Origin of the sequence: Mesorhizobium huakuii, from assembly GCF_014189455.1 — a bacterium.
GTDB classification, from domain to species: domain Bacteria; phylum Pseudomonadota; class Alphaproteobacteria; order Rhizobiales; family Rhizobiaceae; genus Mesorhizobium; species Mesorhizobium huakuii_A.
The window spans coordinates 1,244,874-1,270,190 of record NZ_CP050296.1 but is presented as its reverse complement, the minus strand read 5'-3'; the positions used below and the strand labels follow the sequence as shown (position 1 = coordinate 1,270,190).

Sequence of the window (25,317 nt, the reverse complement as noted above, 5' to 3'; positions counted from 1 at the left end):
TAACCAATCCCTCTCAAAACCAACAGAGAGACGTGGACTTTGTGCCAAAAAGGCTCGTCCACGATCATGCACGCGGTATTACAGCCCTTCCGAAGCAGGTTTGCTGCCTGTTTTTGGCGGCCGAGTCAAGCAGAACGGACCGTGTTAAATTAGCAAAAATGCATATTTCCCGGAACAAAGCGTGGGTCGCTTGTCGCTTGCCGTGACTGAAAAAGACCCGATCGACTGGCAAAACTGTTGCCCGCTTGCAACAAAATCCCCGGTTGGACGCCCGTCTCCTGACGGCCATTGACTCGTTTTGGGAGGCGGTGCAATCGGGTTGAAGTGCTTGGTTTTGGGGTGGCAAAGGCCACTTTTGGAGGCTTTTTCCATGAAGCGTCGGGATTTCTTGACGCTGTCGGCGGGTGCGGCGGCGTTCTCCATTCTTCCGGCGACCGTCAGGGCTGCCTTGCCGGTGCCCTACGACCGCAATGCCGAAGTGCCGTTGAGCGACAAAAAAGCGTTCATCGACTGGATGGTGGCCAATCGCGGCGAGGATCCGAAGTTTTTGGCCGAGCGATTCGATCGCTTCCAGATCATGGTCTACAACAAGGACGTGCTGGACGACCGCAACAAGCGCGCCTTCCTTTCGACGCCACGGGAAGAATTCGTGCTGCCGCAGAATCTGGGGCGCGCCTATGACCATGCCTTCCTCGACATCGGCTATGGCGTGACCATTTCCGGCCCGCATCTGGTCGGACGCATGACGACGGCCATCGACGTGCAGTTCGGCGAAGCCGTGCTCGAAGTCGGCACCGGTTCGGGCTACCAGTCGGCGTATCTCGCCAACCTCACCGACAAGGTGCACACGATCGAGATCATCAATCCGCTGGCGCAGCGTACGCGGCGCACCTATGACGGGCTGATCGATCGCGGCTACAGCGTGTTCGGCTCGGTCACCAGCCGCAATGCCGACGGCTATTATGGCTGGGAGAGCGTCGGCCCGTTCGACAAGATCATCGTCACCTGCGGCATCGACCACATTCCGCCGTCGCTGCTGCAGCAGCTCAAGCCCAATGGCGTGATGGTCATCCCGGTCGGCCCGCCGGGCGCCCAGCACGTGCTCAAGGTGATCAAGCAGCAGCTCGCCGACGGCACATTCAACATCGTCCGCTCGGACATCTATAATGGCAAGGTGGTGCCGTTCGTGCCGTTCACCAAGCTCGAAGGCGACCAGATCGTCGGCACGCACAACGGTTGAGTTGCCGCATCAAGGGGCCTGAATGACGGCTGTCGTATCGACCTCTCGACCAAGCATCGCCTCGCTGGAGGCGCCTCGGCTCGCGCATTACCTGGCGGTCGGGCTGATCGCCGGCGCCATCATCGCGCTGCAGATCGCGGTGATGCGGGTGTTCGCCGTCGGCAGCTGGTCGCATTTCGGTTCGCTGGTGGTCAGCCTCGCCATGCTTGGCTTCTCACTATCGAGTGTCGTCATCTTCGCCGGCAAAAACTGGTTCGACCGCCACTGGCAAGGCGCGGCGACGGCGGCCCTGCTGCTGATCGGCCCGCTCGCCGTCGGCGCCAACCTGGTTGCCCAGACGGTGCCGTTCAACGCCATCTTCCTGGTGTCCGACCCGGCGCAGAAATGGCGGCTGCTCGCCAACTTCCTGCTCTATCTCCTGCCGTTCCTGGCCGGCGCGTTCTTCCTCGGCATCGTCTTCCTGAAAAGCCGCACCGCCTTCGGCCGCGTCTATTTCGCCGACCTCACCGGCTCTGGTCTCGCCGGTCTCGTCGTGCTGGTGTCGCTCTATCTGTTCGCGCCGGAAACCATCATCGTCGTGCCGCTGCTGCTGTGGGCTGTCGGCTCGATCCTGTGGTTTATCGCCTTCGGTGCCTGGAAGAGTGTCGTCGCCGGCGTCGTCGTGGCGGCGCTGTCGATCGCCGGCTACCTCATGCTGCCGGGCCTGCTCGGCATCCCCGACATTGCCGTGTCGCAGTACAAGGGCGTCGCCTATGCCCGCAATTTTCCGGACGGCAAGCGCATCTACCGCAGCGTCTCGCCGTTCGGCGACTTGCAGGTCTATGCTAGCTCCTACATGCATTTCGCGCCCGGCCTGAGCGACAATGCCGCCTTCGGCATGCCCGAAGTGCCGGCCAACACCTATGTCGGCATGTATCGCGACGGCGACGGGCCGGAAGGCATCATGCGCAATCTGGCGCCGGCCGAGCAGGTCTATTTCCGCTATCTGCCGATGCACTACCCCTATGTCATCAAGGACAAGCCCAAGACATTCGTCGTGCAGTTCGGCGGCGGGATCTCCACGCAGGCGGCGCTCAATGCCGGTTCGACCTCGGTGACTGTCGCCGAGAGCAATCCGATGACGCTGCGGGCGTTCCGCGATCCGATCCTGAAAGACGTCACCGGCGATATCCTTGCCGAGCCGCGGCTCAAGGTGATCGACTATGACGGGCGGCTGTTCCTCGCCAACACGGCGGAGCGCTACGACGTCATCGATCTCAGCCTCGCCGACAGCGTCGGCCTGTCCAATCCCGGCGGCTTCGCCATCTCGGAGAAATACGCCTACACACGCGAAGCAATGCTGAGCTACATGCATGCGCTGGCCGATGGCGGCGTGCTGTCGATCACCTTGTGGAACAAGGAAGAGCCGCCGAAATCGGTGCTGAAGCTCTATTCGACCATCGCCGAGGCGGCGAAAACCTTTGATCCACAAGGCGCCGCCAACGACGTCTTCGCCGTGTCGAGTTACTTGTCGACCACGACCGTTCTGTTCAAGCGCGGCGGCTTCACCGAGGCCGAGATCAAGACGCTGCGCGACTACACCAAATCGATGTCCTGGGAGGAGGTCTACTATCCAGGAATGGTTTATGACGGTTCGGGCGCGCAAAAGGTGCTCGATGATTACCGCGCCTCGATCTTCGGCAGCGGACAGGATGCGACGCTGACGCAGCCCGCCGCCGATGCGACCGCGCCCGCCGATCCGACCGCGCCTGGAAATCCCGATTGCGACCCGACGGCGCCAGCCGACCCGACGCTCGACGCCTGTGCGGGTGCCGGTGGCGATACCGGCCCGCAAGTGTTGCCGGCGACGGAACTGCAGCGCATGGCCTGGCACGCGCTTCTGACCGGCGGCTGGGAAAAGCTTGCCGGCGACTATGTCTTCGACGCGCGGGCGCTGAGCAACGACCAGCCCTATTTCGCCGCCTATGTGAAGGTTGCCGACCTGCCGCGCACGCTGGACCGGCTCGATTTGTTCCAGGACGATTGGGGCTATCTCTTGATCTGGGCGACGCTCGGCATTGCCTGCATCACCGCGGCATCGCTGGTGCTGCTGCCGGTCATCTTCGGCTGGCGCATCGTGTTCTCGCGCTCGCGCGGCAAGCTCGGCACCATTCTTTACTTCGCCTGTCTCGGCCTCGGCTACATCATGGTCGAGGTCGGGCTGATCAGCCGCTTCACCGTGGCACTCGCCAACCCGACCGTGTCGGCCTCGGTGCTGATCTCGTCGATGCTGGTGTTTTCCGGCCTCGGCAGCCTGTTTGCCGAGCGCATCTTCGACCGCGCCAGGACGCTGCTGCCTCTCGTGCTGCTGGCGGTCTGCCTGCTGTTGCTTGCGTACGGCTTCTATCTGTCGCCGGTGCTCGACTGGATCGGCGCCTATCCCTATGCGGTGCGGCTGCTGCTCTGTTTCCTGCTGGTGTCGCCGCCGGCCTTCCTGATGGGCATGCCGATGGCCACCGCCATGACCTGGCTGGCGCGGCTCGGCAAGGAGCATCTGTTCGTCTGGGCCTGGGGCATCAATGGCTGTTTCTCGGTCATCGGCTCGGCCGCGGTGCCGATCGTCGCCACCAGCTTCGGCCTGAGCGCCGTGCTGCAATGGGCGGCCATCGCCTACCTCATCGCCATCCCCGCCTTCTTCGCCGTGCTGCTGCCGTCGAAGGCACCTGATTTGCGGCTGGTGGCGGCCTGATGCCTGACCGGCGCGCCATCGTTGCCGGATTGCTGGCCACGGCGGTGTTTCCGATGGCAAGCCAGGGGGCGCGTTTGCACAAGGCCATCTCGACCATCGTGCCGTTCAAGGCATCGCCCTTCCCCTACCGTGGCAAGCTGCCCGACGGCTCGGCGCCGTTTCTTGACGTCACGGCGGCGGATGGAAGGCGCGGCCACACCTCACCGCGCGGCGGCATTTATTGGGAGGACGAGACCTATTCCGACCGATCGGCGTTGCTGGCCGTGCCGAAAGGGTTCGATCCGGCCAAGCCGGCGGTCATTGTGGTGTTCTTCCACGGCAATGGCGCCACCTTGCAGCGCGACGTGGTCGGCCGCCAGCGGGTGGTCGCGCAGGTCGAGGCCTCCGGCCTCAATGCCGTTCTGGTGGCGCCGCAATTCGCCAGCAATGCGCAGGATTCCAGCGCCGGTAATTTCTGGACGCCGGGCTATTTTGCCAGCTTCATGGCCGAGGCGGCACAAGGATTGGCCAAACTCACCGGCACCAAGGCGGCAAAGCTCGACGCCATGCCGGTGGTGCTGGTCGCCTATAGCGGCGGCTACAACCCGGCAGCTTTCATTCTCAGGAATGGTGACATCGATGGCCGCCTGCTCGGCGTCATTCTGCTCGACGCCGTCTTCGACGAACCCGACATCTTCGCCAGCTGGATCGCGCAGCACCGGAAGCGTTTCTTCGTCAGTGCCTATGGCAAATCCTCGGCCTCCGGCAATGCCGAGATCAGGCAGTTGCTGTCGGGCCAGGGCATCAATGCCAGTTCCGATCCGCCGCGCCGCCTCGAAGCGGGCACCATCGCCTTCCTCGCCTCGGATGCCGCGCACGACACGTTCGTCACCCGCGCCTTCGTCGGCAATCCGCTGCAGTCGCTGCTCGCCCGGCTGCACGGGTTTCCGCGCTAAGACCTCTTGCCATGCTTCTGACCGCCATTGTCATCGCTCAGATATTGGACCCACTAAGGATCCTGCTGGTCGGGATCGCCTATTTCCTCAGTCGGGTGGCCAAACGGCCGGGCATGGGCTGGCTTGGATTGCTCGTGGCGATTGTCGTCATCGCCGCCGGATTTCCGTTCGTGGTATTCCGCCAATCCGGCGACATCGCCTGGACGACCGCCGCGATCGGCGTGATATCGAACGCGCTGATAGCCGGTGCCATGGCCGGGCTGCTGCGGCTCCAGCGGTTGTTTTTCTAGAGGTTCATCGCGGCAGGGCGCCGTCGATGCCGGTGGCGGCGGACGCCAGGAGTGCCGCCGCCACCGCCGCGGCGCGGCGCGCCTTCGGGCCGTGTTCGGGCCAGACGATGCGGCGCTTGATGGTCAGCGCCGGTATTTCGCGCGCGATCTCGACCAGATGGCCCGCGTCGAGATGGCGGCGCAACACCAGTTCGCTGGCCAGCAACGCACCCATGCCGGCGATCGCCGCTTGCGCCGCTACGATGGTCAGTCCAAAGCGCGGGCCCTGGTCGATGTCCTTTCTTTGCCGCGCTGCCGCGGCGAACCAGTCCCGCCAGGTGGGGTAGACATCGTCGCCCATCATCGGGTCGATATGCAGCAGCGGCGTCCTGTCCAGTACCTCGGCCCTGTCCGGCCCGGCATGAGCCTCGACCAGCGCCGGCGCGCAGGCCGGGATGACCCGTTCGGTGAAGAGGTCGAGCGCCGCGATGTCCGATGCCGATCCCTTGCGGTAGCTGATCGCGAGATCGACGCCTTCCTCCGCCATGGCGTCGAGCGCGACGGAAGCGACGATGCGGACCTCGAGCCGCCCCAGAGCCGGCCGTACCATCGCAAGGCGAGGCGCCAGCCAGAGCGAGGCGAAGGATGGATCGGCCGAGATGGTGAAGGTCTCGGCCTGCCGCTCGAAGCGCAGCCGGCGCATGCCGGTGGCGAGTGCATCGAAGCCGCGATCGATGTCGGGCAAGGCAGCCTCGGCGGCACGGGTGAGCACGATGCCGTTGCCTTCGCGCCGCACCAGCTTGGCGCCGAGCCGTTCTTCCAACTGCCGGATCTGGTGGCCGATGGCGCCGGGCGTCACGCCCAGCTCCTCGGCGGCGCGCGTCAGGCTGCCGGCCCTGGCGGCCGCCACCAGCGCACGTAAACCGGAAAGCGGCAAATCTCTCAGCGTCATGTTTTGAATTTATCTCAAAACTTGAAGAAGGGAACTCGTTTGAATGGAGAATTTTCCGTGCCTAGGCTGGTCGAAGAAATTCAACCGCAGGGGAAACCAGATGCTCGACACGCCAAAGCAAGCAAGCCAGCAAAGACATGCCGGCGCGCCGATCCGCGCCATGCGCCTGGAAGGCGCACGCGTTGCCGTCGAGTTGGCCGACGGCCGCTCGGCAAAACTCTCGACGCGCTGGCTGCGGCTCGCCTGCGAATGCGCGCAATGCGGCGACACCGCCTCGGGCAAGAGGTGGCTGACGCCGGCCGATGTCGGCAAGGCCATTCATGTCGAGAGTTTTGACCTCTCCACGCCCGGGCAGATCACCGCCATCTGGCAGGATGGGCATGTCTCGCAGTACGACGCGGCTTTCCTGGCTGGCCATGCCGGCGGCTCGGGTCCGGTCCGGTTCCAGCCGCAATTGTGGCACAGCGATCTGTCAGCACGGCTTAGCCGCTTCGCCTTCGACGCTGTGGTCGCGGACGATGAGACGCTGTTCCAATCACTGCGGGCGCTGCGCGACCACGGCATCGCCATGTTGACCGGCGTGCCGGCCGAGACGGAAGCGACGGCGCGGGTCGCCGGCCGTTACGGGCCGATCCGCGAGACCAGCTACGGCAAGGTGTTCGACCTGATCTCGCGGCCGGACGCACGCGTGGCGGGCGAGACGGCGCGGGCGCAGATCCCGCATACGGACGAGCCGTTCCGCTATGCGCCGCCGGGCTTCATCTTCTTCCACGCCATCCGCACGGGCGCGGGCAGCGGCGGCACGTCGCTGATGGTCGACGGCTTTCATGTCGCCGAGCTGATGCGGACGCGTACGCCCGAACTGTTCGATCTGTTGACGCGGCACGGCGTCACCTTCCACCGCGAGCACGAAGGCGAGGTCTTCTTCAGCGCCGAGGCGCATGTCATCAGCCTCGACGCGGCGGGCGCCGTCACCGGCATCCGCTACAATGACCGGTGCCTCGCACCGCAATGGGCGCCCCTGGAGCGGATCGACGGGCTGATCGAGGCGCTGGCCGAACTGACGCGGCTGATCTGCGATCCGCAAAACCAGTTCCAGCACCAGCTTCAGCCGGGCGAAGTGCTGGTCTTCGACAATCAGCGCGTCCTGCACGGCCGCAGCGCCTTCGACCCGAGGCTCGCCGTGCGGCATCTGAGAAGCTGCAACATCGACCGCGACGGCGTGCACAGCGCGTTTCGGACGTTGGCCAGACGGTTTGCGCCTGATGAGGCGGAGGCGGTTTTGTATCAGGGGGCTATTTTCTGAGAGCCACGGGGCAGGGTTTCCTCGCCTCCGCTTTGCGCTGCGGCATGCAGCTTGACGCATGCATTGCCTTATGCTGCGCTGGTCGACCCCCACTCCGTCTCGGCTTCGCCGAGCCACCTCTCCCCCGATCGACGGGGTAGAGGAAAGGCACCAAGCTTTCTGCCGTCAACGCTCGTCCAGCAACGCTCCCTTCCTTTCCCTCCGGAGGGGAAAGGTGGCGCTGCGAAGCAGCGACGGATTGGGGGAACCACGTGGCAATCAAGTCTCGGGCCGATCGGTCACGCCGGTCACAGAAAATGTGCGCATAGCGTAGCCGCTTTGCGGGGGCGAGGGACCCAAGCTTTCGTCAGTTGAACCACAACGCGAACGTCAAAAACCCGCCGCCGCCGAACTCGCGCTGGATCTGGTCGAAATCCTCGCTGGTCAGTATCCTGCCGCTCTCGAGATAGGGCGCTATCCCCGGTCCGGTGATCGACAGCACCAGGTCGAAGTTCTTCGGCTCGTCGAAGAAGCGCTTCATGTTGATGCCTTTGCCGGTGATGCGGAAATGCGGCAGCAGCGCGCGGCCTTCGAGCAGGTCCTCGGCCATGGTCAGAGCGGCGAGCCAGGCCTGCACCTGTTCCTCGCCGACTTCGAGGCCGGTCAGCGGGTTCTCGCCCTTCTGCTGCGGGCCGGGCAGCCATTCGCGGTCATTGTCGGTTTCGGCGCGGATCGCCTTCCAGTCCTCGCGCGACAGCCGGATCATTTCGAGCAATTCCTGGCGTGCCGCCTTGCGGCGCTCCGGCTCGACCACCGGCCAGTTGATCATGTGCACCATCGAGATGAAATCGGCGATGCGCCATTCCGAGGAGAAGATGCTCGAGCCCATTTCGCTCGGCGGCGGCACAAGAATGTCCTGTAGCGGCAGCTTGGCGCGCGGGAACAGCATGTGGAACGAGCCGTCGAACGTGTTTTTGAAATCATGCGCCAGCCAGAAATCGGCCTGCGCCATCAGGAACTCGGCATAGCCCTGCAGCCAGTAGCCGTCGGCGCGGTCGAAGCGGAAGGTCAGCGCGGGCGCGGTATCGCCTTGCGAAATGCTGCCGTGCGACAGCGCGGCCATGATCGCCGCCATGCTTTCATCCGGGGCGATGGTGCCGTCCTCGTTGAGGTCGATGCCGACATGGGTGAGGTCGATGACCATGCCGATATCGGCATCGGCCGGCACCGAGCCCAGCGTCGCTGCGGATTTTTCCAGCCGGTCGCGGAAGCCGACCAGTATGGCGCGGAACTCTTCGTAGGCCAGCGGCTCGGGATTGGGGTTGGAGGGCACCGGCAGCTGCATCAGCGGCAGCATGAAGGATTGCGGGCTTTCAAAACCGTGGCGGTGCAGGCCGCTGGCGAGCAGTTCAAGTGCTGTGAAGAATTCGCCGGCGCCGGCGGCATAGGCCGATGCCGGATCTTTCGGCGCGGCGGCTTACAGCGTCGAGAGAGCGGTGTCGCGCGCGGCCACGGTCTTTGCCTCGAACAAAGAGGTTGCCGCTTCGGGCATGGCGGCATGCGCCGAAGACAGCGGCACAAGCAGAATGAATGCGGATGCCAGCAGGCTTGCTATTCGTGTCATCTTTCGCTCCCAAGCATTTGCCACCGACGACCATACACAGATTTGCGGCTATTTGCGGCGTCGCGCCTGTCAGCGCCGATGCGCTGTCCACATCGTTAATCGCCGACGGCTTCAACCCGCCCACGGGACAGTCTAAACAAGGCAAACGATTGGGCATTGCGTGTCGAACTATCCGCTTTCCTACAAACTGTCCTGGCTGCCGCGTTTCCTGAAACCGTCGCTTGGCGGCGACGGCAACGGGTTTGCGCCGATGGCGGGGACGTTGATGGAGCCCCCGCCGGGAAAGACGGTGCGGCTTGCCTTCATCGGCGACATCTCGGCGGTGGCCAACCGCCAGGCGCCGGATTGCGATCCGGCGATCAAGGCACTGCTTGGCACTGCCGATCTGGTGATTGGCAATTGCGAAAGCCCTGTCGTGGACAGGCCGAGCGCGATGCTCGGCACAAAGCTCGGCACGCATCATGCTATGACCGAGCGGTTTCTGACCGAGGCGCTGGCGGCGACCGGGATTGCGTGTGCAAAACTGGTGCTGTCGCTGGCCAACAATCATGCGCTCGACCAGGGCGTCGCCGGTTTCGACGAGACGGTGGCGGCGCTGGAGCGGCTTGGCATCCGTATCATCGGACTGGCCGCCGATGGCCCGGTGCAGCCTGTCAAGGTCGGGCCGGTGAATGTCGGGTTTGCAGCCTTCACGCTATGGCGCAATGCAGATGAGAGCCTGTTTGCCGGGCGTGTGTCGATGGGCAGCGATCTGGCCGGCTGGCCGCGCAACGGCTTCGACCTCCTCTGCGCCGTGCCGCATTGGGACTGGGAGTTCCGGCACTTTCCGCGTGCCGGGACGCGGGCATTGGCCAGACGCCTGGCCGGGCAGGGCGTCGGGCTGATCGCCGGCCATCATGCGCATGTGGTGCAGCCGGTGGAGCGGATCGGCGAGACTGTCGTCGCCTATGGGCTCGGCGATTTCCTTGGCACCGCCCTGGCCCGCCAGCCATGGCCGGGGCGCATTGGCGGGATTTTTGTCGCGGATGTCAGCGCGGATGCGGGGTCGCGTGGTGCGATTGCGGCTTACCAGATGCATCCGTTCGTGCGGCTGCGGGACGGGGATCATGAACGGCTCGTGCCGGTGGAGGGGCTGGAGGGTGCGATGAGGGGAAAGGTCGAGGAGCGGTTGGGCGCGATCTTTCCTTCTCCCCTTGTGGGAGAAGGTGGCCGCGAAGCGGCCGGATGAGGGGTGTTCCAGGGAATGCAAGCGTCTCACTCCGCTGGAACACCCCTCATCCGTCTCGCCGCTGCGCGGCGATCCACCTTCTCCCGCAAGGGGAGAAGGAAGAAGTGCCATCCGGCTGGCGTCGCTCCTGCAACCAGCTATCATGAGCATAGTCAGGCTTGCGGGGGGTGACGGTGGAAGCAGCGGATTTCATGCCGGATGAGACGGTCATCGCCGGCATCCGGAAGAACATCGAGGCCTATGAGGCGGCGCGGGCTTCGGCGGTGCGGCAGGTGCGTTGGCGGGTGCCGCTGTTCGTCGGGCTGGTGCTGGTGGCCGTGGCGCTGATCGCCTGGCTGTTCAACAAGGTCGCCGATCCCAACGAGCAATGGTTTTCGACGCCGCATGTGTTTCTCTATATCATCGGCTTCATCGTTTCGATCCTGGTCTACTTCCGAGCCAGAAAGCCGGCGACGCGACTGCAGCAATCGTTCCGCGAAACGCTGATGCCGATCATCTTCGGCTTCATCGGGGATATGCGCTACCAGCACGACGTGACGCCGAATTCCTTCGACCGGTTGCCGCGCGAGACGGTCGGTGGCGCCAGCATGAGCCGCTTCGACGATATCATATCGGGACGCTATGACGGGTTTGCGTTCGAACTCTACGAGGCTGACCTTTGGGATGGGGCGTCGACCAAGACCAAGGCGACAACCTTCAAGGGCGTCATCGTCGCGTTCGAGGCCGTCGAGCCGTTTCCGGGGATACTGGTGGCGACGCGGCGCACCAATGCGGTCATGGGCTTCTTCCGCGGCATGTTCGCCAGCAAGATGCAGGAACTGTCATCCGGCGTGCCCGAACTTGATGCAGCCTACGAATTCCGCACCGACAATGTCGAGGCGGCGCGGCCGCTGGTGATGGGCCGGCTGGCGCAGGCGCTGAAATGGCTCGGCGAAACCTGGCCGGACGATCCGGCGCGTGTCGCGCTCAATGGCGGCGATGGTTTCCTGCTGTTGCCGCAGGCAAAGAATTTCTTCGAGCTGCCGGAGATTTCGGTGCCGCTCGATTACACCAGGCATGTCGCGCCGATGATCTCCGACATGGGCGCCATGCTGGCGACGGCCGCCCTGGTGCGCAAGATCGGGGCGAGGGACGGGGGCTAGCCAGCGTCGAAACAAAACGTGTCCTTGTCGATTTCTCGGAACATCTTTTGTGATCTCGCCGGGTGGCAAATACGGCAGTGGCATGATTGCAGCCATGTGGCGTCTAACAGACTCTTTTCATGGCAAAATTCGCTGACGCGATTGGCGCGAGATGACACCAGCCCTGTTGACCCGCGAGCAATGTGTCAGAATTAAGCCTATGATTTCCTTTGCGAAAATTCACTCAACGTGATTTGCGGCCAGCAGGCTTTCCGGCCCAGTGTCGGCTCGTTCGGTGCTGTCGTTACCCAAGGCGACGGCCCGGAAAACCGAAACAGCACGGAGTACATCCGATGAAAAGAACCCTCGTAACCACCGCCGCTCTGCTCGCCTTCCTCGGCACGGCCTATGCTGCGACCGTTCAGGGCACCATACAGGCGGTCGACCCGACGACCAAGTCGATCACGCTCGACGACGGCAAGATCTACCAGCTGTCACCGGACGCGGCGGTCGGCAAACTGAAGGTCGGCGCCAAGGTGGCGGTGACCGTCGACGACAAGACCGGCATGGTGACGTCGATCAAGAAGGCTTCGTAGACACGAGCGTCATGCGTCAGCAGACCTGCTGACCGTACTTTCAGACCCTGTTCCAGTCTTGGCCGGTTCCTTCGGGGATCGGCCATTTTCATGCTCCTGTTGACTGATCGCCGGGCCACTGAAGTGGCGGAACGCTGCCCCGGCAGCGCCCCTATGGTTTTTGCCAAAGAGCCGCGCTATCCCTTGGCCAACGGGGGATCTGCATGGCTGACGAACAGAACGGGTTCCGCCTGTCGCGCCGGCTGGTACTCGGTGCGGCTGTCGTCGGCGGCGCGGTGCTGTGGGGCGGAACCACCTTGGCGCGGCTGGCGCGCGGGCCTTCGGGGCCGAAGAATGCCGGACGCATCACCGATATCGATGGCATTGCCCTGCGCTGAAGCCGATCGCCAGTCCGCCGGCCTTCGATCCTTCGCTGCCCTGGTTGGCGAAGGGTGGTGACATCAACGACGCCAGCGGCCTGTCGCGGACGCCGATCTATGGCGTCGTCGAGGTCAGCGAGGAGGACCATATCGCCAAGGCGTTGGCCTTCGCGCGGGCCAACGGGTTGAAAGTGTCGCTGGCCGCCATCCGCCATTCGATGGGCGGCCATGCCTTCGACGACAATGCGCTGGTGCTCGACCTCAAGAAATTCAACAAGGTCGCTGTGGATGCGGCGGCAAAGACCATGACGCTGCAGCCCGGCGCGCGCTGGCACGACATCCAGAACATGCTGCACCCGCGCTTCGCGGTGAAGGCGATGCAGTCGACCGACATTTTTTCGGTCGGCGGCTCGCTGTCGGTCAACGCGCATGGCATGGACCACCAGGCGGGTTCGGTTGCCGGCTCGATCCGCTCGATGCGGGTGATGCTGGCCGACGGGTCGGTGACGACCTGCTCGCCAACCGAGAACACCGAGCTGTTCCGCCATGTCGTTGGCGGCTATGGCCTGTTCGGCGTGGTGCTGGAGGCGACGCTCGATGTCGTCGACAACGCCGTCTACCGCACCTCGCGCGAAATCATCAAATCCGACGATTTCCCGAAATTCTTTGCCGAGGTGCTGGAGCCGAACAAGGATATCGGCCTGTTCTACGGCCATCTGTCGACGGCCCCGGGCAATTTCCTCAAGGACATGATCGTCTACCGCTACGACAAGGTGGCCGAAGAGCCGCCGGCCGACCAGCCGGCGATCGGCGAACCGGGCTCGGTCGGGCTGAAGCGGGTGATCATCAACCTGGCGAAATGGGGCAGCCTGTTCCAGGAGCTGAAGTGGTTCACCGAAAAGACGCTGGAGCCGAAATTCGAGACCTGCACGGTGGCCCGAACGACGGCCATGGCCCAGGGTGAAGCCTGCCTCGTCACCCGCAACAACCCGATGCACGATTCAGTGCCGTATCTGTTCAACGATCTGACTGATGAGACCGACATCCTGCACGAATATTTTATTCCGCGCGCTGCGTATAATCCATTCATCACCGCAGCGCGCGAGGATCCTGCGCAACCAGTCCCTGCCAGTGCTCAATGCCTCTGTGCGCATCGTCCACAAGGAGGATGTGGCGCTGACCTACGCGCCGGAGCCGGCCTATTCGCTGGTGCTCTACATCAACCAGCCGGCCGATGCCGACGGCAATGCCAGGATGCGGGCGCTGACGCGGGCGCTGATCGATGTGACGATCAAGCATGGCGGGCGGTTCTTCCTGCCCTACCAGCTGCACTATACGGCCAAGGAGTTGCTGGCGTCCTATCCCGAACTGCCGGCCTTCCTGGCGACGAAACGACACTATGACCCGACGGAACTGTTTTCCTCGACCTTCTACCGTGCCATCAAGGCGCTGAGCGGGGTTGCGTAGCAGGAGAACAAATCGATGCGGATGGTATCGGCGGCAGCCCTCACACTCATCGCGCTGTGCGCTGGACCGGCCGGAGCCGAGGACCTCAAGGCGTTCAAATTGACGATCGACGGTGTGGCCGTCGACATCGATCCCGGCGAGAGCACAACGGTGACGCTGCCTGGCGGAAAACAGAGCAAGGTGACGCTGCAACGCAACGACTTCGCCACCTTTTCCGGCGACAGTTTCTCCTTCGTCCATCCAAGCAACTTTTCGGTGACCAAGACCGATCTCGGCGAGAACATCACGCAATATCTGATGGCTTCGGCGCTCGGCACGATCGTTGTCGTGCAGGAATATGGCAAGATGAACCCGGTGTCGCTCAACCAGCTGATGCTGCAGGAGATGACTAGGGAATCGGTGCAGGCCGGTGCCGAACTGACGCAGCAACCGACGACGCGCAAGCTCGCCGACGGCAAGGAGTTGACCGGCATCCGTGCCGAGGTGAAGACGCGCACTGAGACCGCGTATTTCGAGATCGTCGGCTACGGCCTTGCCGATCAGGGGCTGTTGTTCATCACGCGCGTCGGCAGCGGGGACCTGGCCACCGAACAGCCGCTGATCGACAAGTTCTGGGAGAAGCTGAAGGTCAAGATGTAGGCGGGCTGGTTGTTTTGACGCAATTCCCAAGGGAAAGCGCTGCGCGCTTTTTCCCGGGAAAACCGTTTCACACTTTTTTCCTGGAATTGCTCTAAAGCCCCGTCGGCACCAGGCCAGCCAGCCAGTTCACCGAACGCTTTGCCGCGTCGGCGGTCGCGGAAGCGGCGCGGCCGAGATCGGTCTTGACCACGGCATAGCCGTTCTTGGTGCGGTAGAGCACGCCGGTGCCGCCATCGACCACCTGTTCATAGGCCACCGGCCGGGCAGCGTCCGCGTCGACGGTCGTCGTCGGCGAGCCGACGGGCACGCTTGGCCGGTGGCTCAGTTCCGGCGGCAACGGGCTTTCCGTCCGCACGATCCTGCTGGCGGGCTTCAGTTCCGGGCGGGATGCGGTGGCGGCCAGTTGCGAAGAGGACGACGAACCCTTGGTGCGGCAGATGCCGGAGACCAGCGGATAGTTGAAATTGCGCTGATGCAGGATCTGGCTCTTCATCGCGGCTTCGCACTCGGCGATGGTCGACCACTTGGCCGGCGTCTCGCCGATATATTCGCACAGCTTGGCGTCACAGTCGCAGCCGACAATGGTCATGGCGACAAGGGCGGTCTTGATCACGGTCCTGTCCCTCCGAGATGCCCCCGGCAGCCCATTCAGGTGCATGTCGCCCTTCAGGCAACATGCACCATTCCATCGCGCGCGAACAAGGCGGGATTTGGCCGCGATTGTGGAATGAGCATGGCGGCACGCCTGATCCTGGGCAGGCGTGGCCGAAAGGCATCAATAGTCGTAGACGTGTTCGAGTTTTGCGCCAGCTTTCACCAGCGACGGCAGCACCAGATGCAGCTTGCGCACGGCCACGACCATGCCGGTGCGGCGCGTCGAGGTTTCCGCCGGCAGCGGATAGCTGAACAGGATGCGCATGCCTTCGGGAACGGCGATCGAGGTCGGTCGAGAGCACGGTCATCATGATCTCGTCATTGCCGCCGATCTCGACGAAGGAGACGCCCTTGTCGATCAGGCGCGGGATCATGTCGGTGAACACCTGATAGCGCTTGGTGACGAAGATGGTGCCGTCTGCGCCGTAATCGCGTTCCAGCAAGGTGTCGGGCTCGTTGCGGGTGGCTTCGCCGACCGGGCCCTTGGCCCAGACATGGATGTCGAGCAAGGCCGGATCGGAGGTGGCGGCGAGCGCCTTCTTGATCAGATCGGCATAGCCCTGCTTGATGGTGTCGGCCAGACCGAAAGCGAGCTTGCGCTCGCTGGTGCGGACGGAACTGTCGCCCGGCGCCGGCTGCACGGCAAACAGGCCGGCGCGTTTCTCGCCATAGGGGAACTGGTACCACGGCACCTGGTCGAGGAAGGCGGCGTAATCGGCCGCCACCTTGGCCTGGTAAATGTCGGCGGCGGTGCGCTTGGCCGATGTCGCCTCGGTGATGCGGCCGACCGTGTTCTCATAGGCCCATTGCAGGATGTGCTCGATCGAGTGGCTGGTGCCGATGATGACCAGCATCTGGTGGTTGGCATAGTTGAACTTGTAGGGGGAACTGGCGCGGATCACCGTCGCGTAGTCCTGCCAGAAGCGGCCGACATAGGACCAGTAGGGAAAGCTGCTCGGCTGGTCCTTGGCGACGAAGCCGGCATATTCGCGCGCGGCATAGACGATCGCCCATTCGGGGTAGGTGAGGAAGGTCGATTCCTCCGGCCTTTGGTAGCCGGGGATTTCGGCGCGGACCTTGTCAGCCAGCGCCTTGGGCGGTGCGCCATCGGCAATGCCGGGCAGCGGCGTCTTGTCGAGCGACGGCGTCGTCAGGAAGCCATAGCTCAGCCCGACGACCGGGATGAGGATGACGATGACGATCAGCCAGACGATCGTCTTGATGAGGCGCTTCAGCCAGCGGAACAGGAACATGGCCGGTCAGGCCGTGGCGAAGTGGTCGTCTACGCGCTTTGACAGCCAGAAGCCGACATAGACGGCGAAGCCGCCAATGACGATGTGCGGCAGGTTGGCGAAGAAGCGGGCGGGGAACTCGATGTCGCTGAGGGAGCGGAAGCCGTTGATGAAGATGCCGGCATCGAGACAGCCGGAGCCGGTGATCAGCCCGAGCACGCCGTCGAACAGATAGACCGAGCCGAACAGCTTGAAATAGAAAACCGCCAGGCGGTGCGAGATGAAGGCGGCGGCCAGCGCCCAGAGGCCGGAGAAGGCGTGCAGCAGGTCGTCATACCATTGCAATGAGAAGAGGCCGAACAGATTGCCGTTGGCATCGTTGAACGCCGGTATGTAGCCGATGGCGACGACGCCGAAGAACAGGAAAGCATAGGCAACCGCAAGCTTCTGGATCAGCGTCATGAAGTATCCCCCTTCTACGAGCCCATTCGCAAACGGACTCTGACGACGCTGGGATACTAACCGATTTTAGCGCGCGGTGAAGCGGCACGCACAAGATCGCCGGCAAAGCACATCAAGGGGTCCAAAAGACAGTCGGCGCCGGGATTTCTCCCAGCGCCTCCCTGTCAGATCAGGACACGGTCGCGGCAGCAACTTCCGTTAAGTCGTCGCGCCATGCCGGCCTTGATTTTGACGGTCCTGCCAGCCACCACCCGAAGACAGTGTCCGTTCCAGACCACGCTGGTCTTGGCCCTTGCGGGCTTTGCCCTGCGTGCCATCGAAGGTTTTTGCCGTCCTTCATGGCAGCATCGGTCCGCCGTCGGCGTTGGCACGCTTTCCGCGGCCCCGTAGGTCTCGGCTACCGTCCCTCGAAACAGGCAAGCCTGTTCTCGCTTCGGGCCGTACGGGCCTCAGGAAATCCGCCTTTCACTTTCGCCTTTCGGCTTGGCGATCAGTGGCCGCCTGAGATGGGTTCAACGTACGCCGGGTAAGGGTCCTGGGGAATGGCCCCAGGCCTGTGGATAGCGGGATTATCGGGGACCGTTTGCCAAGACCCCGGAATTTCGACGTTGGCTGCCTTAGACAGCCTGCCCTCGCTTTTTGGTGCTCCGACCGACACGCCCCTTGCTCCGCCGACTGGCGCGGGCTTCAATGCCGGCAAACGATCGGACATGGATGTCCGGCGCCGGGGAGGGCGAGTATTTGAAAGTCGGGGTGGTTCTCAATCCGATAGCCGGGGGCGGCGGGCTTAAGCGGCATTGGCCTGATGTCGCCGCTTCGCTGAAGAAGCACTTCGGCGATTTCGAGTTGCGCGAGACGCAAGCCGAGGGCGATGCCGAACGGCTGGCAATCGACCTCGCGGCCAGCGGCTACGATCTGGTGATCGCGGCGGGCGGTGACGGCACGGCGAGCGAAGTGGCCGACGGGCTGCTGCAGGCGTCCGAAGAGAGCGGCAAGACGACCGAGCTTGGCCTGCTGCCATGCGGCACCGGCATCGATTTCGCACGCGGTCTCGGCCTGCCGAAGGCGGTGGACGCGACCTTGAAGCGGATCGCCGCGGCGAAGGGGCGCAAGGTCGATGCCGGCCGCATCTGCTACATCGACGACCATGGCGCGCTGGCCAGCCGTCACTTCATCAACATCGCCAGCCTCGGCCTGTCGGGCGCCACCGACCGCGCCGTCAATGCCGACAAGCGTAAGGGCAAGATGTCGGCCAAGGCGCTGTTCCTGTGGCGCACCGTGGTCGAATTCACCCGCTACCGCTTCCAGGACGTGCGGATCACCGTCGACGACGGCGCACCGGTCGAGGCGCGCATGGCGCTGGTGGCGGTGGCCAACGGCAAGTTCTTCGGCGGCGGCATGATGATTGCGCCCGATGCCGAACTGACCGACGGGGAGTTCGACATCGTCATCCTGCGGGCAGCAGGCAAGCTGAAGCTGATCTGGGACATCCGCCTGCTCTATGGCGGCCGGCACCGCAACCATCCGGCGATCACTATCCTGCGCGGCAAGAAAGTGGTTGTCGAACCGCTCGGCGATGTGGAAAAGAACGGCGCGCTGGTCGACATAGACGGTGAGTCGCCAGGGCGCATACCGGCGACGTTCGAGATCCTGCCCGGCGCACTGACGCTCAGATATTGAATCAAGGCGTTGCCAGATTGATTCAACTGTTTGCGGAACTGAATCCGGCTATCTATTCAAGCAGATGAAATTGCTTGCTTTTCCGGCTGTGGGTCAGATTTCCAATTTGGGCGGGAAGCCGGGCGCACGCAGATCGGTGCCGACCGCATCCTCGAGCAATTTGACGATCTGGGTCGACCAGGCGCCGCCGCCATAGGCCGCCTTGCCCTGCTCGAAAATCGTGTTGACGCGCGTGGCGAGGTCGAGTGGCACGCCGAAATCCTTGCCCATGCCCAGCGCGAAGCCGAGGTCCTTCAGCGCCAGGTCCATGGTGAAGCCGATGTCGTAGGAGCCGTTGAGGACGAGCTGGCTTTCGGTCTCGTGAACGAAGCTGTTGCCGGAGGAGGCAACGATGGCATGGTAGGATTGGGCAAGGTCGAGCCCACCCTGTTTGGCCAGCATCAGCGCCTCACCAGCGGCGACGAGATGGATGAAGGCCAGCATGTTGGTGATGACCTTGATCACCGCCGCCGAGCCGATCGGCCCCATCAGGAAGGAGCGTGCGCACATCGCTTCGATGGCAGGTCGATGGCGTTCGTAAAGCACGGCATCGCCGCCGACCAGAGCGGTGATTTTTCCCGCTGCCGCCAGATGCACGCCGCCGGTGACCGGGCATTCCAATGTCTCGACGCCCTTGGCCGAGGCGAGGGCGGCAAGGCGAACAATCTCGTCGCGGCCATTGGTCGACATCTCGATCCAGGTGCCGCCCTTGGGCAGGCCTTCGAGCAACCCGCCGGGCCCGGCAAGCACCGCCTCGCTGACCTTGGGCGAGGGCAGGCAAGAGATGGCATTGCCCGCCCGCGCCGCTGCCTCGGCCGGGCTGTCGGCGGCGGTGGCGCCGAGCGCAACGAGACGCTCGACGGCAGCCGGGTCGCGGTCGAAGACCGTGACCGCAAAGCCGTTGCGGATCAGGCTGGCGGCAAGGTTGCCGCCGAGATGGCCGAGGCCGATGAAGGCGTAGCGTTCGCTCACGGCATCAACGGTGTCTGCATCATCTGCAGGTGCAAATCCTTGCCGGTATAGGGATGCGCATCGCAGACCGCTTCGTTGAGTTCGACGCCCAGCCCCGGCTCCTTCGACGGGATGACATTGCCGTCCTGCCACTCGATCTTCTTCTTCAGGAGCGTGGCGTGGAAACCGTCCCACTGCTTCAGCGATTCCAGGATCAGGAAATTGGGCAGTGTCACCGCCAGCTGAATGTTGGCGGCACCGACGATCGGCCCGCAGTAGCAATGCGGCGCGATCTGGATGTGGTAGGCCTCGGCCATCGCCGCGATCTTCTTGGTTTCGAGGATACCGCCGGAACGGCCAAGGTCCGGCTGCAGGATGGTCGCGGCGCGGTTTTCGATAACGCGGGCGAATTCGAACTTGGTCGTCAGCCGCTCGCCGGTGGCGATCGGGATCGAGGTCGCGCGAGCGACTTGGGCCATAACCTCCGGCATGTCGGGCGGCACCGGCTCCTCGAACCACAAGGGATCATAGGGCTCGATGGCGCGGGCCATACGCAGCGCGCCCGAGGCGGTGAACTGGCCATGCGTACCGAACAAAATGTCGGCGCGGGTGCCGACCGCCTCGCGGATCGCCTTGATCATGCGGGTGGAGACGTCGATGTCGATGAGGCGCGGCTGGTGGCCGTCGAAGGCGGTATAGGGACCGGCCGGGTCGAGCTTGACCGCATTGAAGCCCTGCTCGACATATTCGAGCGCACAGGCCGCCGCCATTTCAGGGTCGTTGTAGACGTTCCTGCCATCCGGCGCGTCCTCGGAATGGACACTGCCTGTGTGCGGATAAAGATAGGTGTAGGAGCGCAGCGTCTCATGCACCTGGCCGCCGAGCAATTTGTAGACCGGCTTGTTGGCTTCCTTGCCGATAATGTCCCAGCAGGCCATTTCGAGCGCCGAGAAGCAGCCCATGCCGGTCACGTCGGGGCGCTGGGTGAAGCCCGAGGAATAGGCGCGGCGGAAGAAGTTTTCGATGTCGTGCGGATCGTGGCCGATCAGATAACGCTCGGCCATATCTTCGACCAGCTTGGCCGTGACATGGGCGGAGAAGGTGGCGTTGTAGGCTTCGCCGTAGCCGACCACGCCGCCATCGGTGGTCAGCTTGACGAAGATGAAATATTTGCCGCCGATGCCTGGCGGCGGGTTGCCGACAACCCAGGTCTTGACGTCGGTGATCTTCATTTTTGGTCCTCCAGAACCAGTTCGGCGCCCTTCCACCCGGTCATGATCGAGGCGGCGTTGGTGTTGCCGGTGATGTTATCGGGAAAGATCGAGGCGTCGATGACGCGCAAGCCTTCAAGCCCGTGCACTTTCAGGCGCGGATCGACGACGGCGCGCGTGGGATCAGGCCCCATGCGGCAGGTCGAAACCGGGTGATAGACGGTGCCGGAACGTTTCCTGAAATCGGTGATCAGGTCAGCGTTCGATTGGATCGACGGGCCGGGCAGGACTTCTTCCCTGATGATTTCCGCCATCGCCGGCATCGAGGCGATCTTGCGCACGAACTTCACCGCCGCCAGCATCTCCTCGACATCGGCATTGGTGGAATAGGCGTTGGCGACGATTTTCGGATAGTCCAGCGGATTGCTGGAGCGGATCATGATCTCGCCACGGCTCGACGGACGGCAGTTGGACAGGCCGATGGAGAAGCCGGGCCACGGATCCGGCGTCAGGATCGGCCGCTCGCCGCTTTTCGGGATGACGGTCGAGAAGGCCTGGAAATAGAGCTGCATGTTGGGGCGCGAGAACGCCGGGTCGGTGCGAAAGAAACCGCCGCCATGGTTCATCGACAGCGACAGCGGACCCGAGCGCGTCAGGATGTACTGCATGCCGACCAGCAGCTTGCCCCACCAAGGACGCAGGATCTGGTTCAGCGTCGGCACCTTGCCCTTGAAGGTGTAGTTGATGCCGACATGGTCCTGCAGATTGGCGCCGACATTCTCGCTGGCGTGGACGAGGGGGATGCCCAGTCCTTTCAAGAGTGCCGAGGGGCCGACGCCGGACAATTGCAGCAGCTGTGGCGAGTTGATCGAGCCGGCTGAGAGGATGATTTCGCGGCCGGCACGCGCCGTCTTCGTCTGGCCGTTCTGCAGATACTCGATGCCGACGGCGCGTTTGCCCTCGAACAGGATGCGGCTGGCCAGCGCATTGGTCTCGACGCGGACATTGCCGCGCTTCATCGCCGGGCGCAGGAAGGCGCGGGCGGCGGACATGCGGCGGCCGTTCTTGGTCGAGATCTGGTAGGTGCCGACGCCTTCCTGGGCCGCGCCGTTGAAATCGGGGTTGAGCGGCAGGCCGGCCTGCTGGCCGGCGGCGAGATAGTGTTTGGTCAGCGGGTGGACGGCGTTCGCCGTTTCACTGATGTGCAGGGGACCGCCGGTGCCGCGCCATTTGTCGGCGCCGGCCTCATTGTCCTCGAGCGCCTTGAAGGCCGGCAGCAGATCGTCATAGCCCCAGCCGGGATTGCCGGCGGCGCGCCAGTCGTCGAAATCCTCGCGCGCGCCCCGGATCCAGACCATGGCGTTGATCGAGCTCGAGCCGCCGAGCAGCTTGCCGCGCGGCCAGTGGTCGACATTGCCGTCAAGACCGGGATCGGCTTCCGTCTTGTAGTTCCAGTTGACCGCGGGATCGAAGAAGGTCTTGCCGTAGCCAAGCGGCATCTGCACGTAGAAGCGCCGGTCCGTGCCGCCGGCCTCCAGCACCAGCACCGAGAAGCGGCCCGAGGCCGACAGTCTGTCGGCGAGCACCGAGCCGGCCGAGCCGGAGCCGACGATGATGAAGTCATAAGTCTGCATGATGGGTATTGGCGGCTCCGGAAAACTGGCCGCAGCCTAGACGCGACGGGTTCGCCGCGTCGCCGGGCCTTCCGGCATCGGTTGTGAAAAAAGCGACTGTCGTATTTGGCCAGAGTTGCGGGAAAACCCGACAATCGCGCTTGATATGCATGGGGTCGACGGCTTATGCGATGGCATCAGCCAATCCGAGGAAGTCGGGAAATCATATGCGGACCCTGTCGGATGCCTTCATTCCCGAGCTGCCGGGCCACTACAAGGGCAAGGTCCGCGAAAATTACGACCTGGCCGACGGCCGGCGCATCATCATCGCCACCGACCGTCTCAGCGCCTTCGACATCATCCTGACCTCGATCCCGTTCAAGGGCGAGATCCTCACCCAGACGGCACGCTACTGGTTCGAGGAAACCGCCGATATCTGCCCGAACCATGTGCTCGAATATCCCGACCCAAATGTCGTCGTCGGGACAAGGCTCGACATCCTGCCGGTCGAGATCGTCGTGCGCGGTTATCTCGCCGGCACCACCAGCACCTCGATCTTGACTCGCTACAAGCGCGGAGAGCGTGACATGTACGGCATGCGCCTGCCGGACGGGCTGCGCGACAATGAGAAGCTGGCCGCGCCGGTCATCACGCCGACGAGCAAGGCGGCGGATGGCGCCCATGACGAACCGCTGTCGAGGGCAGAAATCATCGAGCAGGGACTGCTCACGCAGGCGCAGTGGGACACCGTCTCGGACTATGCCTTGAGGCTGTTCGCCCGCGGCCAGGCGCGCGCCGCCCAGCGCGGCCTGATCCTCGCCGACACGAAGTACGAATTCGGCACCGACAGGAACGGGACGATCATCCTGGCCGACGAAATCCATACGCCGGACTCCAGCCGGTACTGGATCGCGGCGAGCTACGAACAGGCGCTCACAAGCGGCACGCGGCCGGAGAGTTTCGACAAGGATTTCATCCGCTCATGGGTGGCGGCACGTTGCGATCCCTACAAGGACCCGATCCCCAGGATACCGGACGAGATCGTCGAGCAGGCCTCGGGCATCTATGCGCAGGCTTACGAGGCGATTACGGGCAAGGCGTTTATGCCGGACCTGTCCGGTGGCACTGTGCTGGACCGCATCCGAGCTAACCTTGCAGGTTATTTTTGAGAGGTGCGCCTCTCAGCTGGCGCCTGGTCTTGCGCCGCGCAGTCGACCCCCACTCCGTCGAGCTTCGCTCGCCACCTCTCCCCGATCGACGGGGTAGAGGAAGGGCGCGAGCTTGGCCGGACTGGTGCCTTCCTCTCCCTCCGGAGGGCAGGGGAATCGCATATGGCGATTTTGGGCTTGAAGTTGGTTTGAGAAGGGATTCTTTGGGAAGGCAGTCCAGCGAGGAGTGACTGCCATTACCAGCCTTGAGAGCTATTTCGGTACGGTGCCTGATCCGCGCGCGGCCAACGCCACACATCGGCTTGGCGACCTGATCGTGATGATGATCGCTGCGAGCCTGTGTGGCGCGACCAGCGCAACGGAGTTTTCGTTGTTCGCGCAAGAGCGCAAACAGGCGCTGTCGCGCTTGATCGACTATGAGGAGGCGCCTAGCCACGACACCTTCTCGCGGCTGTTGCGCCTGCTCGATCCGGAGGCCTTGGGACGGGCGTTCGCCGCCTTTGCCGCAGGCTTTGCCCAGGCACGTCAGGGTGTGGTCGCACTTGATGGCAAGGCGCTGCGGCGGGCCTATGAGAAAGGCCTTGCGGCCAGCCCGCCCCTGACGGTGTCGGCCTTTGCCAGCCAGACGCGGCTGTGTTTGGCGGCGGTCTCGCCCGGCGACGAAGACAATGAGGTCGAGGCTGCCCTCAAGGTCGTCGAACTCATTGATCTTACTGGCCGATTGGTCACGGCCGATGCCCTCCACTGCCACACGCGCATGGCCAAGGCCATCATTCAGCGCGGCGGCGACTATCTGCTCGCACTCAAGGGAAACCGCCGGCATTGGTTGGCTCGGGCCAATCAACAACTGGCCCAGACCACTCCCGCCGTCACTGAGCGGACCGAGACCAGCCATGGCCGCGCTCCGGAGGGGAGAGGTGGCGCTGCGAAGCAGCGACGGAGTTGGGGGAAGCCCGCTCCAAAACCCGAAGCCGCTGAAAATCAGGCACAAGCGGGCTAATGCCGGGCTAGCCTATGGCCCATGGAGGCGAGGAAAAAGCAGCTGTGGCGCGTTGACCTGTTCCTGCAGCGGCGATAGGGGGTCGATGACCATCATCTCACAAGGATTTCTCGCATGGTGCAATACGCGGACGGACGGCCGATCGGAGACCTGACGCTGCGCACGCTGGCCATGCCTTCGGACGCCAATGCCGCAGGCGACATTTTTGGCGGCTGGGTCATGGCGCAGATGGACCTTGCCTGCGGCATCCGCGCCGCCGAGCGGGCCCGGGGCCGCGTGGTGACGGCGGCGGTCAAGGAGATGTCCTTCGCCAAACCGATGAAGATCGGTGACACGCTGTGCATCTACACCCATGTCGAACGCGTCGGCCGCACCTCGATGACGCTGAAGGTCGAAGCCTGGGCGCAGCGCTATCTCTCCGACCTGATGGAAAAGGTGACCCACGCCGATTTCGTCATGGTGGCGCTGGACGGCGAAGGCAAGCCGAAGGCAGTTCCGGCCGAAGGTTGACGAAAGCCCGGTTCTCGCAATCCCCCGTTCTTGCAGTCCAAGAGCAATTGTAACATCGCCCGCGCGGGCGATGCGTTGCGCGACATCCAATGGTTGCCTTCACGCCCGATTGTGCCGGCGTCGGGGGAGAGACAATGCGTCAACACTTGCTGAACAGCTGGCTCGTGGCAGCCCTTGTCGCCTTGGTCTGCCTGCTCGGCGTCACCGCCTATGCCGAAGTCAAGAACGACCTTCCGCACACGATTTGCTTGCAAGGCGGCAAGGGTGACCGCAAGCCGGCCGTGACATGCACGCCCTGCGGCACGACGCCCTGCGATGGCCTGGCGCCGAGAAGCTGAATGGCTGCCTTTGGT

At 63.7% G+C, this 25,317-nt stretch carries 23 protein-coding genes and 1 pseudogene; 16 read left to right on the top strand and 8 right to left on the bottom strand.

Annotated elements, in window-relative coordinates; genetic code table 11:
* The first annotated feature begins 370 nt into the window (after positions 1 to 370).
* Genes HB778_RS06325 through HB778_RS06310 form a run of 4 tightly spaced genes read left to right on the top strand, consistent with a single transcriptional unit; the run spans position 371 to position 5,193 of the window.
* A complete protein-coding gene (locus HB778_RS06325; protein WP_183462396.1) occupies positions 371 to 1,240 on the top strand; it encodes a protein-L-isoaspartate O-methyltransferase family protein in 870 nt (289 codons plus the stop codon).
* A gap of 22 nt (positions 1,241 to 1,262) precedes the next feature.
* Positions 1,263 to 3,968, top strand: coding sequence for a hypothetical protein (locus HB778_RS06320; RefSeq protein ID WP_183462395.1), 2,706 nt, complete (start codon positions 1,263 to 1,265; stop codon positions 3,966 to 3,968).
* Positions 3,968 to 4,903 (top strand): hypothetical protein, encoded by a 936-nt coding sequence (locus tag HB778_RS06315; RefSeq protein WP_183462393.1) that lies wholly within the window; start codon positions 3,968 to 3,970, stop codon positions 4,901 to 4,903. Before HB778_RS06320 ends, HB778_RS06315 begins: the two co-directional genes overlap by 1 nt.
* Before the next feature lie 11 nt (positions 4,904 to 4,914).
* Positions 4,915 to 5,193 (top strand): hypothetical protein, encoded by a 279-nt coding sequence (locus HB778_RS06310; RefSeq protein ID WP_183462391.1) that lies wholly within the window; start codon positions 4,915 to 4,917, stop codon positions 5,191 to 5,193.
* Positions 5,194 to 5,197: 4 nt separating this feature from the next.
* Here HB778_RS06310 and HB778_RS06305 read toward each other — a convergent pair whose 3' ends face one another.
* Positions 5,198 to 6,124 (bottom strand): LysR substrate-binding domain-containing protein, encoded by a 927-nt coding sequence (locus HB778_RS06305; RefSeq protein ID WP_183462389.1) that lies wholly within the window; start codon positions 6,122 to 6,124, stop codon positions 5,198 to 5,200.
* Between the two features lie 43 nt (positions 6,125 to 6,167).
* Here HB778_RS06305 and HB778_RS06300 point away from each other — a divergent pair, with 43 nt between their 5' ends.
* Positions 6,168 to 7,430, top strand: a complete 1,263-nt coding sequence (locus HB778_RS06300) for a clavaminate synthase family protein (RefSeq protein ID WP_183462387.1) — start codon at positions 6,168 to 6,170, stop codon at positions 7,428 to 7,430.
* Between the two features lie 346 nt (positions 7,431 to 7,776).
* On the opposite strand, the pseudogene HB778_RS06295 reads toward HB778_RS06300, so the two are convergent.
* Positions 7,777 to 9,033: pseudogene (locus HB778_RS06295) on the bottom strand (hypothetical protein).
* Positions 9,034 to 9,193: 160 nt separating this feature from the next.
* Between HB778_RS06295 and HB778_RS06290 the strand changes: the two are divergent.
* From HB778_RS06290 to HB778_RS06270, 6 genes are all read left to right on the top strand, one after another.
* On the top strand, positions 9,194 to 10,261 hold the full coding sequence (locus HB778_RS06290; protein ID WP_183462379.1) for a CapA family protein: 1,068 nt from the start codon (positions 9,194 to 9,196) through the stop codon (positions 10,259 to 10,261).
* A gap of 191 nt (positions 10,262 to 10,452) precedes the next feature.
* Positions 10,453 to 11,403, top strand: a complete 951-nt coding sequence (locus HB778_RS06285; RefSeq protein ID WP_183462377.1) for a DUF3137 domain-containing protein — start codon at positions 10,453 to 10,455, stop codon at positions 11,401 to 11,403.
* 332 nt (positions 11,404 to 11,735) lie between these two features.
* A complete protein-coding gene (locus HB778_RS06280; RefSeq protein ID WP_183462375.1) occupies positions 11,736 to 11,978 on the top strand; it encodes a DUF1344 domain-containing protein in 243 nt (80 codons plus the stop codon).
* Between the two features lie 203 nt (positions 11,979 to 12,181).
* Positions 12,182 to 12,355 carry a hypothetical protein gene (locus HB778_RS41325; protein ID WP_244661833.1) on the top strand — a complete coding sequence of 58 codons (174 nt, stop codon included), beginning with the start codon at positions 12,182 to 12,184 and terminating at the stop codon, positions 12,353 to 12,355.
* A 44-nt stretch (positions 12,356 to 12,399) separates the two neighbouring features.
* On the top strand, positions 12,400 to 13,740 hold the full coding sequence (locus HB778_RS06275) for an FAD-binding oxidoreductase (protein WP_244661832.1): 1,341 nt from the start codon (positions 12,400 to 12,402) through the stop codon (positions 13,738 to 13,740).
* A gap of 79 nt (positions 13,741 to 13,819) precedes the next feature.
* Positions 13,820 to 14,443 carry a hypothetical protein gene (locus HB778_RS06270; RefSeq protein WP_183462373.1) on the top strand — a complete coding sequence of 208 codons (624 nt, stop codon included), beginning with the start codon at positions 13,820 to 13,822 and terminating at the stop codon, positions 14,441 to 14,443.
* A gap of 91 nt (positions 14,444 to 14,534) precedes the next feature.
* On the opposite strand, the gene HB778_RS06265 is transcribed toward HB778_RS06270, so the two are convergent.
* The 3 genes from HB778_RS06265 to HB778_RS06255 are packed head-to-tail and all read right to left on the bottom strand — an operon-like array spanning position 14,535 to position 16,791.
* Complete coding sequence (locus tag HB778_RS06265; protein WP_183462371.1) at positions 14,535 to 15,056, bottom strand: hypothetical protein; 522 nt, start codon at positions 15,054 to 15,056, stop codon at positions 14,535 to 14,537.
* A complete protein-coding gene (locus HB778_RS06260) occupies positions 15,007 to 16,350 on the bottom strand; it encodes a hypothetical protein (protein ID WP_244661831.1) in 1,344 nt (447 codons plus the stop codon). The genes HB778_RS06265 and HB778_RS06260 overlap by 50 nt, the downstream gene beginning before the upstream one ends.
* Positions 16,351 to 16,356: 6 nt before the next feature.
* The gene (locus HB778_RS06255) at positions 16,357 to 16,791 is read right to left on the bottom strand and encodes a hypothetical protein (protein WP_183462369.1); all 435 of its coding nucleotides are present in this window, start codon (positions 16,789 to 16,791) and stop codon (positions 16,357 to 16,359) included.
* A 741-nt stretch (positions 16,792 to 17,532) separates the two neighbouring features.
* Here HB778_RS06255 and HB778_RS06250 point away from each other — a divergent pair.
* Positions 17,533 to 18,471 (top strand): diacylglycerol/lipid kinase family protein, encoded by a 939-nt coding sequence (locus HB778_RS06250; RefSeq protein ID WP_183465017.1) that lies wholly within the window; start codon positions 17,533 to 17,535, stop codon positions 18,469 to 18,471.
* Between the two features lie 93 nt (positions 18,472 to 18,564).
* On the opposite strand, the gene HB778_RS06245 is transcribed toward HB778_RS06250, so the two are convergent.
* The 3 genes from HB778_RS06245 to HB778_RS06235 are packed head-to-tail and all read right to left on the bottom strand — an operon-like array spanning position 18,565 to position 22,306.
* On the bottom strand, positions 18,565 to 19,482 hold the full coding sequence (locus tag HB778_RS06245) for an NAD(P)-dependent oxidoreductase (protein WP_183462367.1): 918 nt from the start codon (positions 19,480 to 19,482) through the stop codon (positions 18,565 to 18,567).
* Positions 19,479 to 20,693 carry a mandelate racemase/muconate lactonizing enzyme family protein gene (locus HB778_RS06240; RefSeq protein ID WP_183462365.1) on the bottom strand — a complete coding sequence of 405 codons (1,215 nt, stop codon included), beginning with the start codon at positions 20,691 to 20,693 and terminating at the stop codon, positions 19,479 to 19,481. The genes HB778_RS06245 and HB778_RS06240 overlap by 4 nt, the downstream gene beginning before the upstream one ends.
* Positions 20,690 to 22,306 carry a GMC family oxidoreductase gene (locus HB778_RS06235; protein ID WP_183462364.1) on the bottom strand — a complete coding sequence of 539 codons (1,617 nt, stop codon included), beginning with the start codon at positions 22,304 to 22,306 and terminating at the stop codon, positions 20,690 to 20,692. Before HB778_RS06235 ends, HB778_RS06240 begins: the two co-directional genes overlap by 4 nt.
* Positions 22,307 to 22,512: 206 nt before the next feature.
* Here HB778_RS06235 and HB778_RS06230 point away from each other — a divergent pair, with 206 nt between their 5' ends.
* The 4 genes from HB778_RS06230 to HB778_RS06215 all read left to right on the top strand — a co-directional run bounded on the left by HB778_RS06230 (position 22,513) and on the right by HB778_RS06215 (position 25,302).
* On the top strand, positions 22,513 to 23,454 hold the full coding sequence (locus HB778_RS06230) for a phosphoribosylaminoimidazolesuccinocarboxamide synthase (protein ID WP_183462362.1): 942 nt from the start codon (positions 22,513 to 22,515) through the stop codon (positions 23,452 to 23,454).
* Positions 23,455 to 23,680: 226 nt separating this feature from the next.
* Entirely contained in the window at positions 23,681 to 24,454 is a 774-nt protein-coding gene (locus HB778_RS06225) for an ISAs1 family transposase (RefSeq protein ID WP_244661829.1), read from the top strand.
* Positions 24,455 to 24,568: 114 nt separating this feature from the next.
* Positions 24,569 to 24,964 (top strand): acyl-CoA thioesterase, encoded by a 396-nt coding sequence (locus HB778_RS06220; protein ID WP_095201826.1) that lies wholly within the window; start codon positions 24,569 to 24,571, stop codon positions 24,962 to 24,964.
* Positions 24,965 to 25,098: 134 nt separating this feature from the next.
* Positions 25,099 to 25,302: a hypothetical protein gene (locus HB778_RS06215; protein WP_183462360.1), complete on the top strand. Its 204-nt coding sequence runs from the start codon at positions 25,099 to 25,101 to the stop codon at positions 25,300 to 25,302.
* Positions 25,303 to 25,317: the final 15 nt, after the last annotated feature.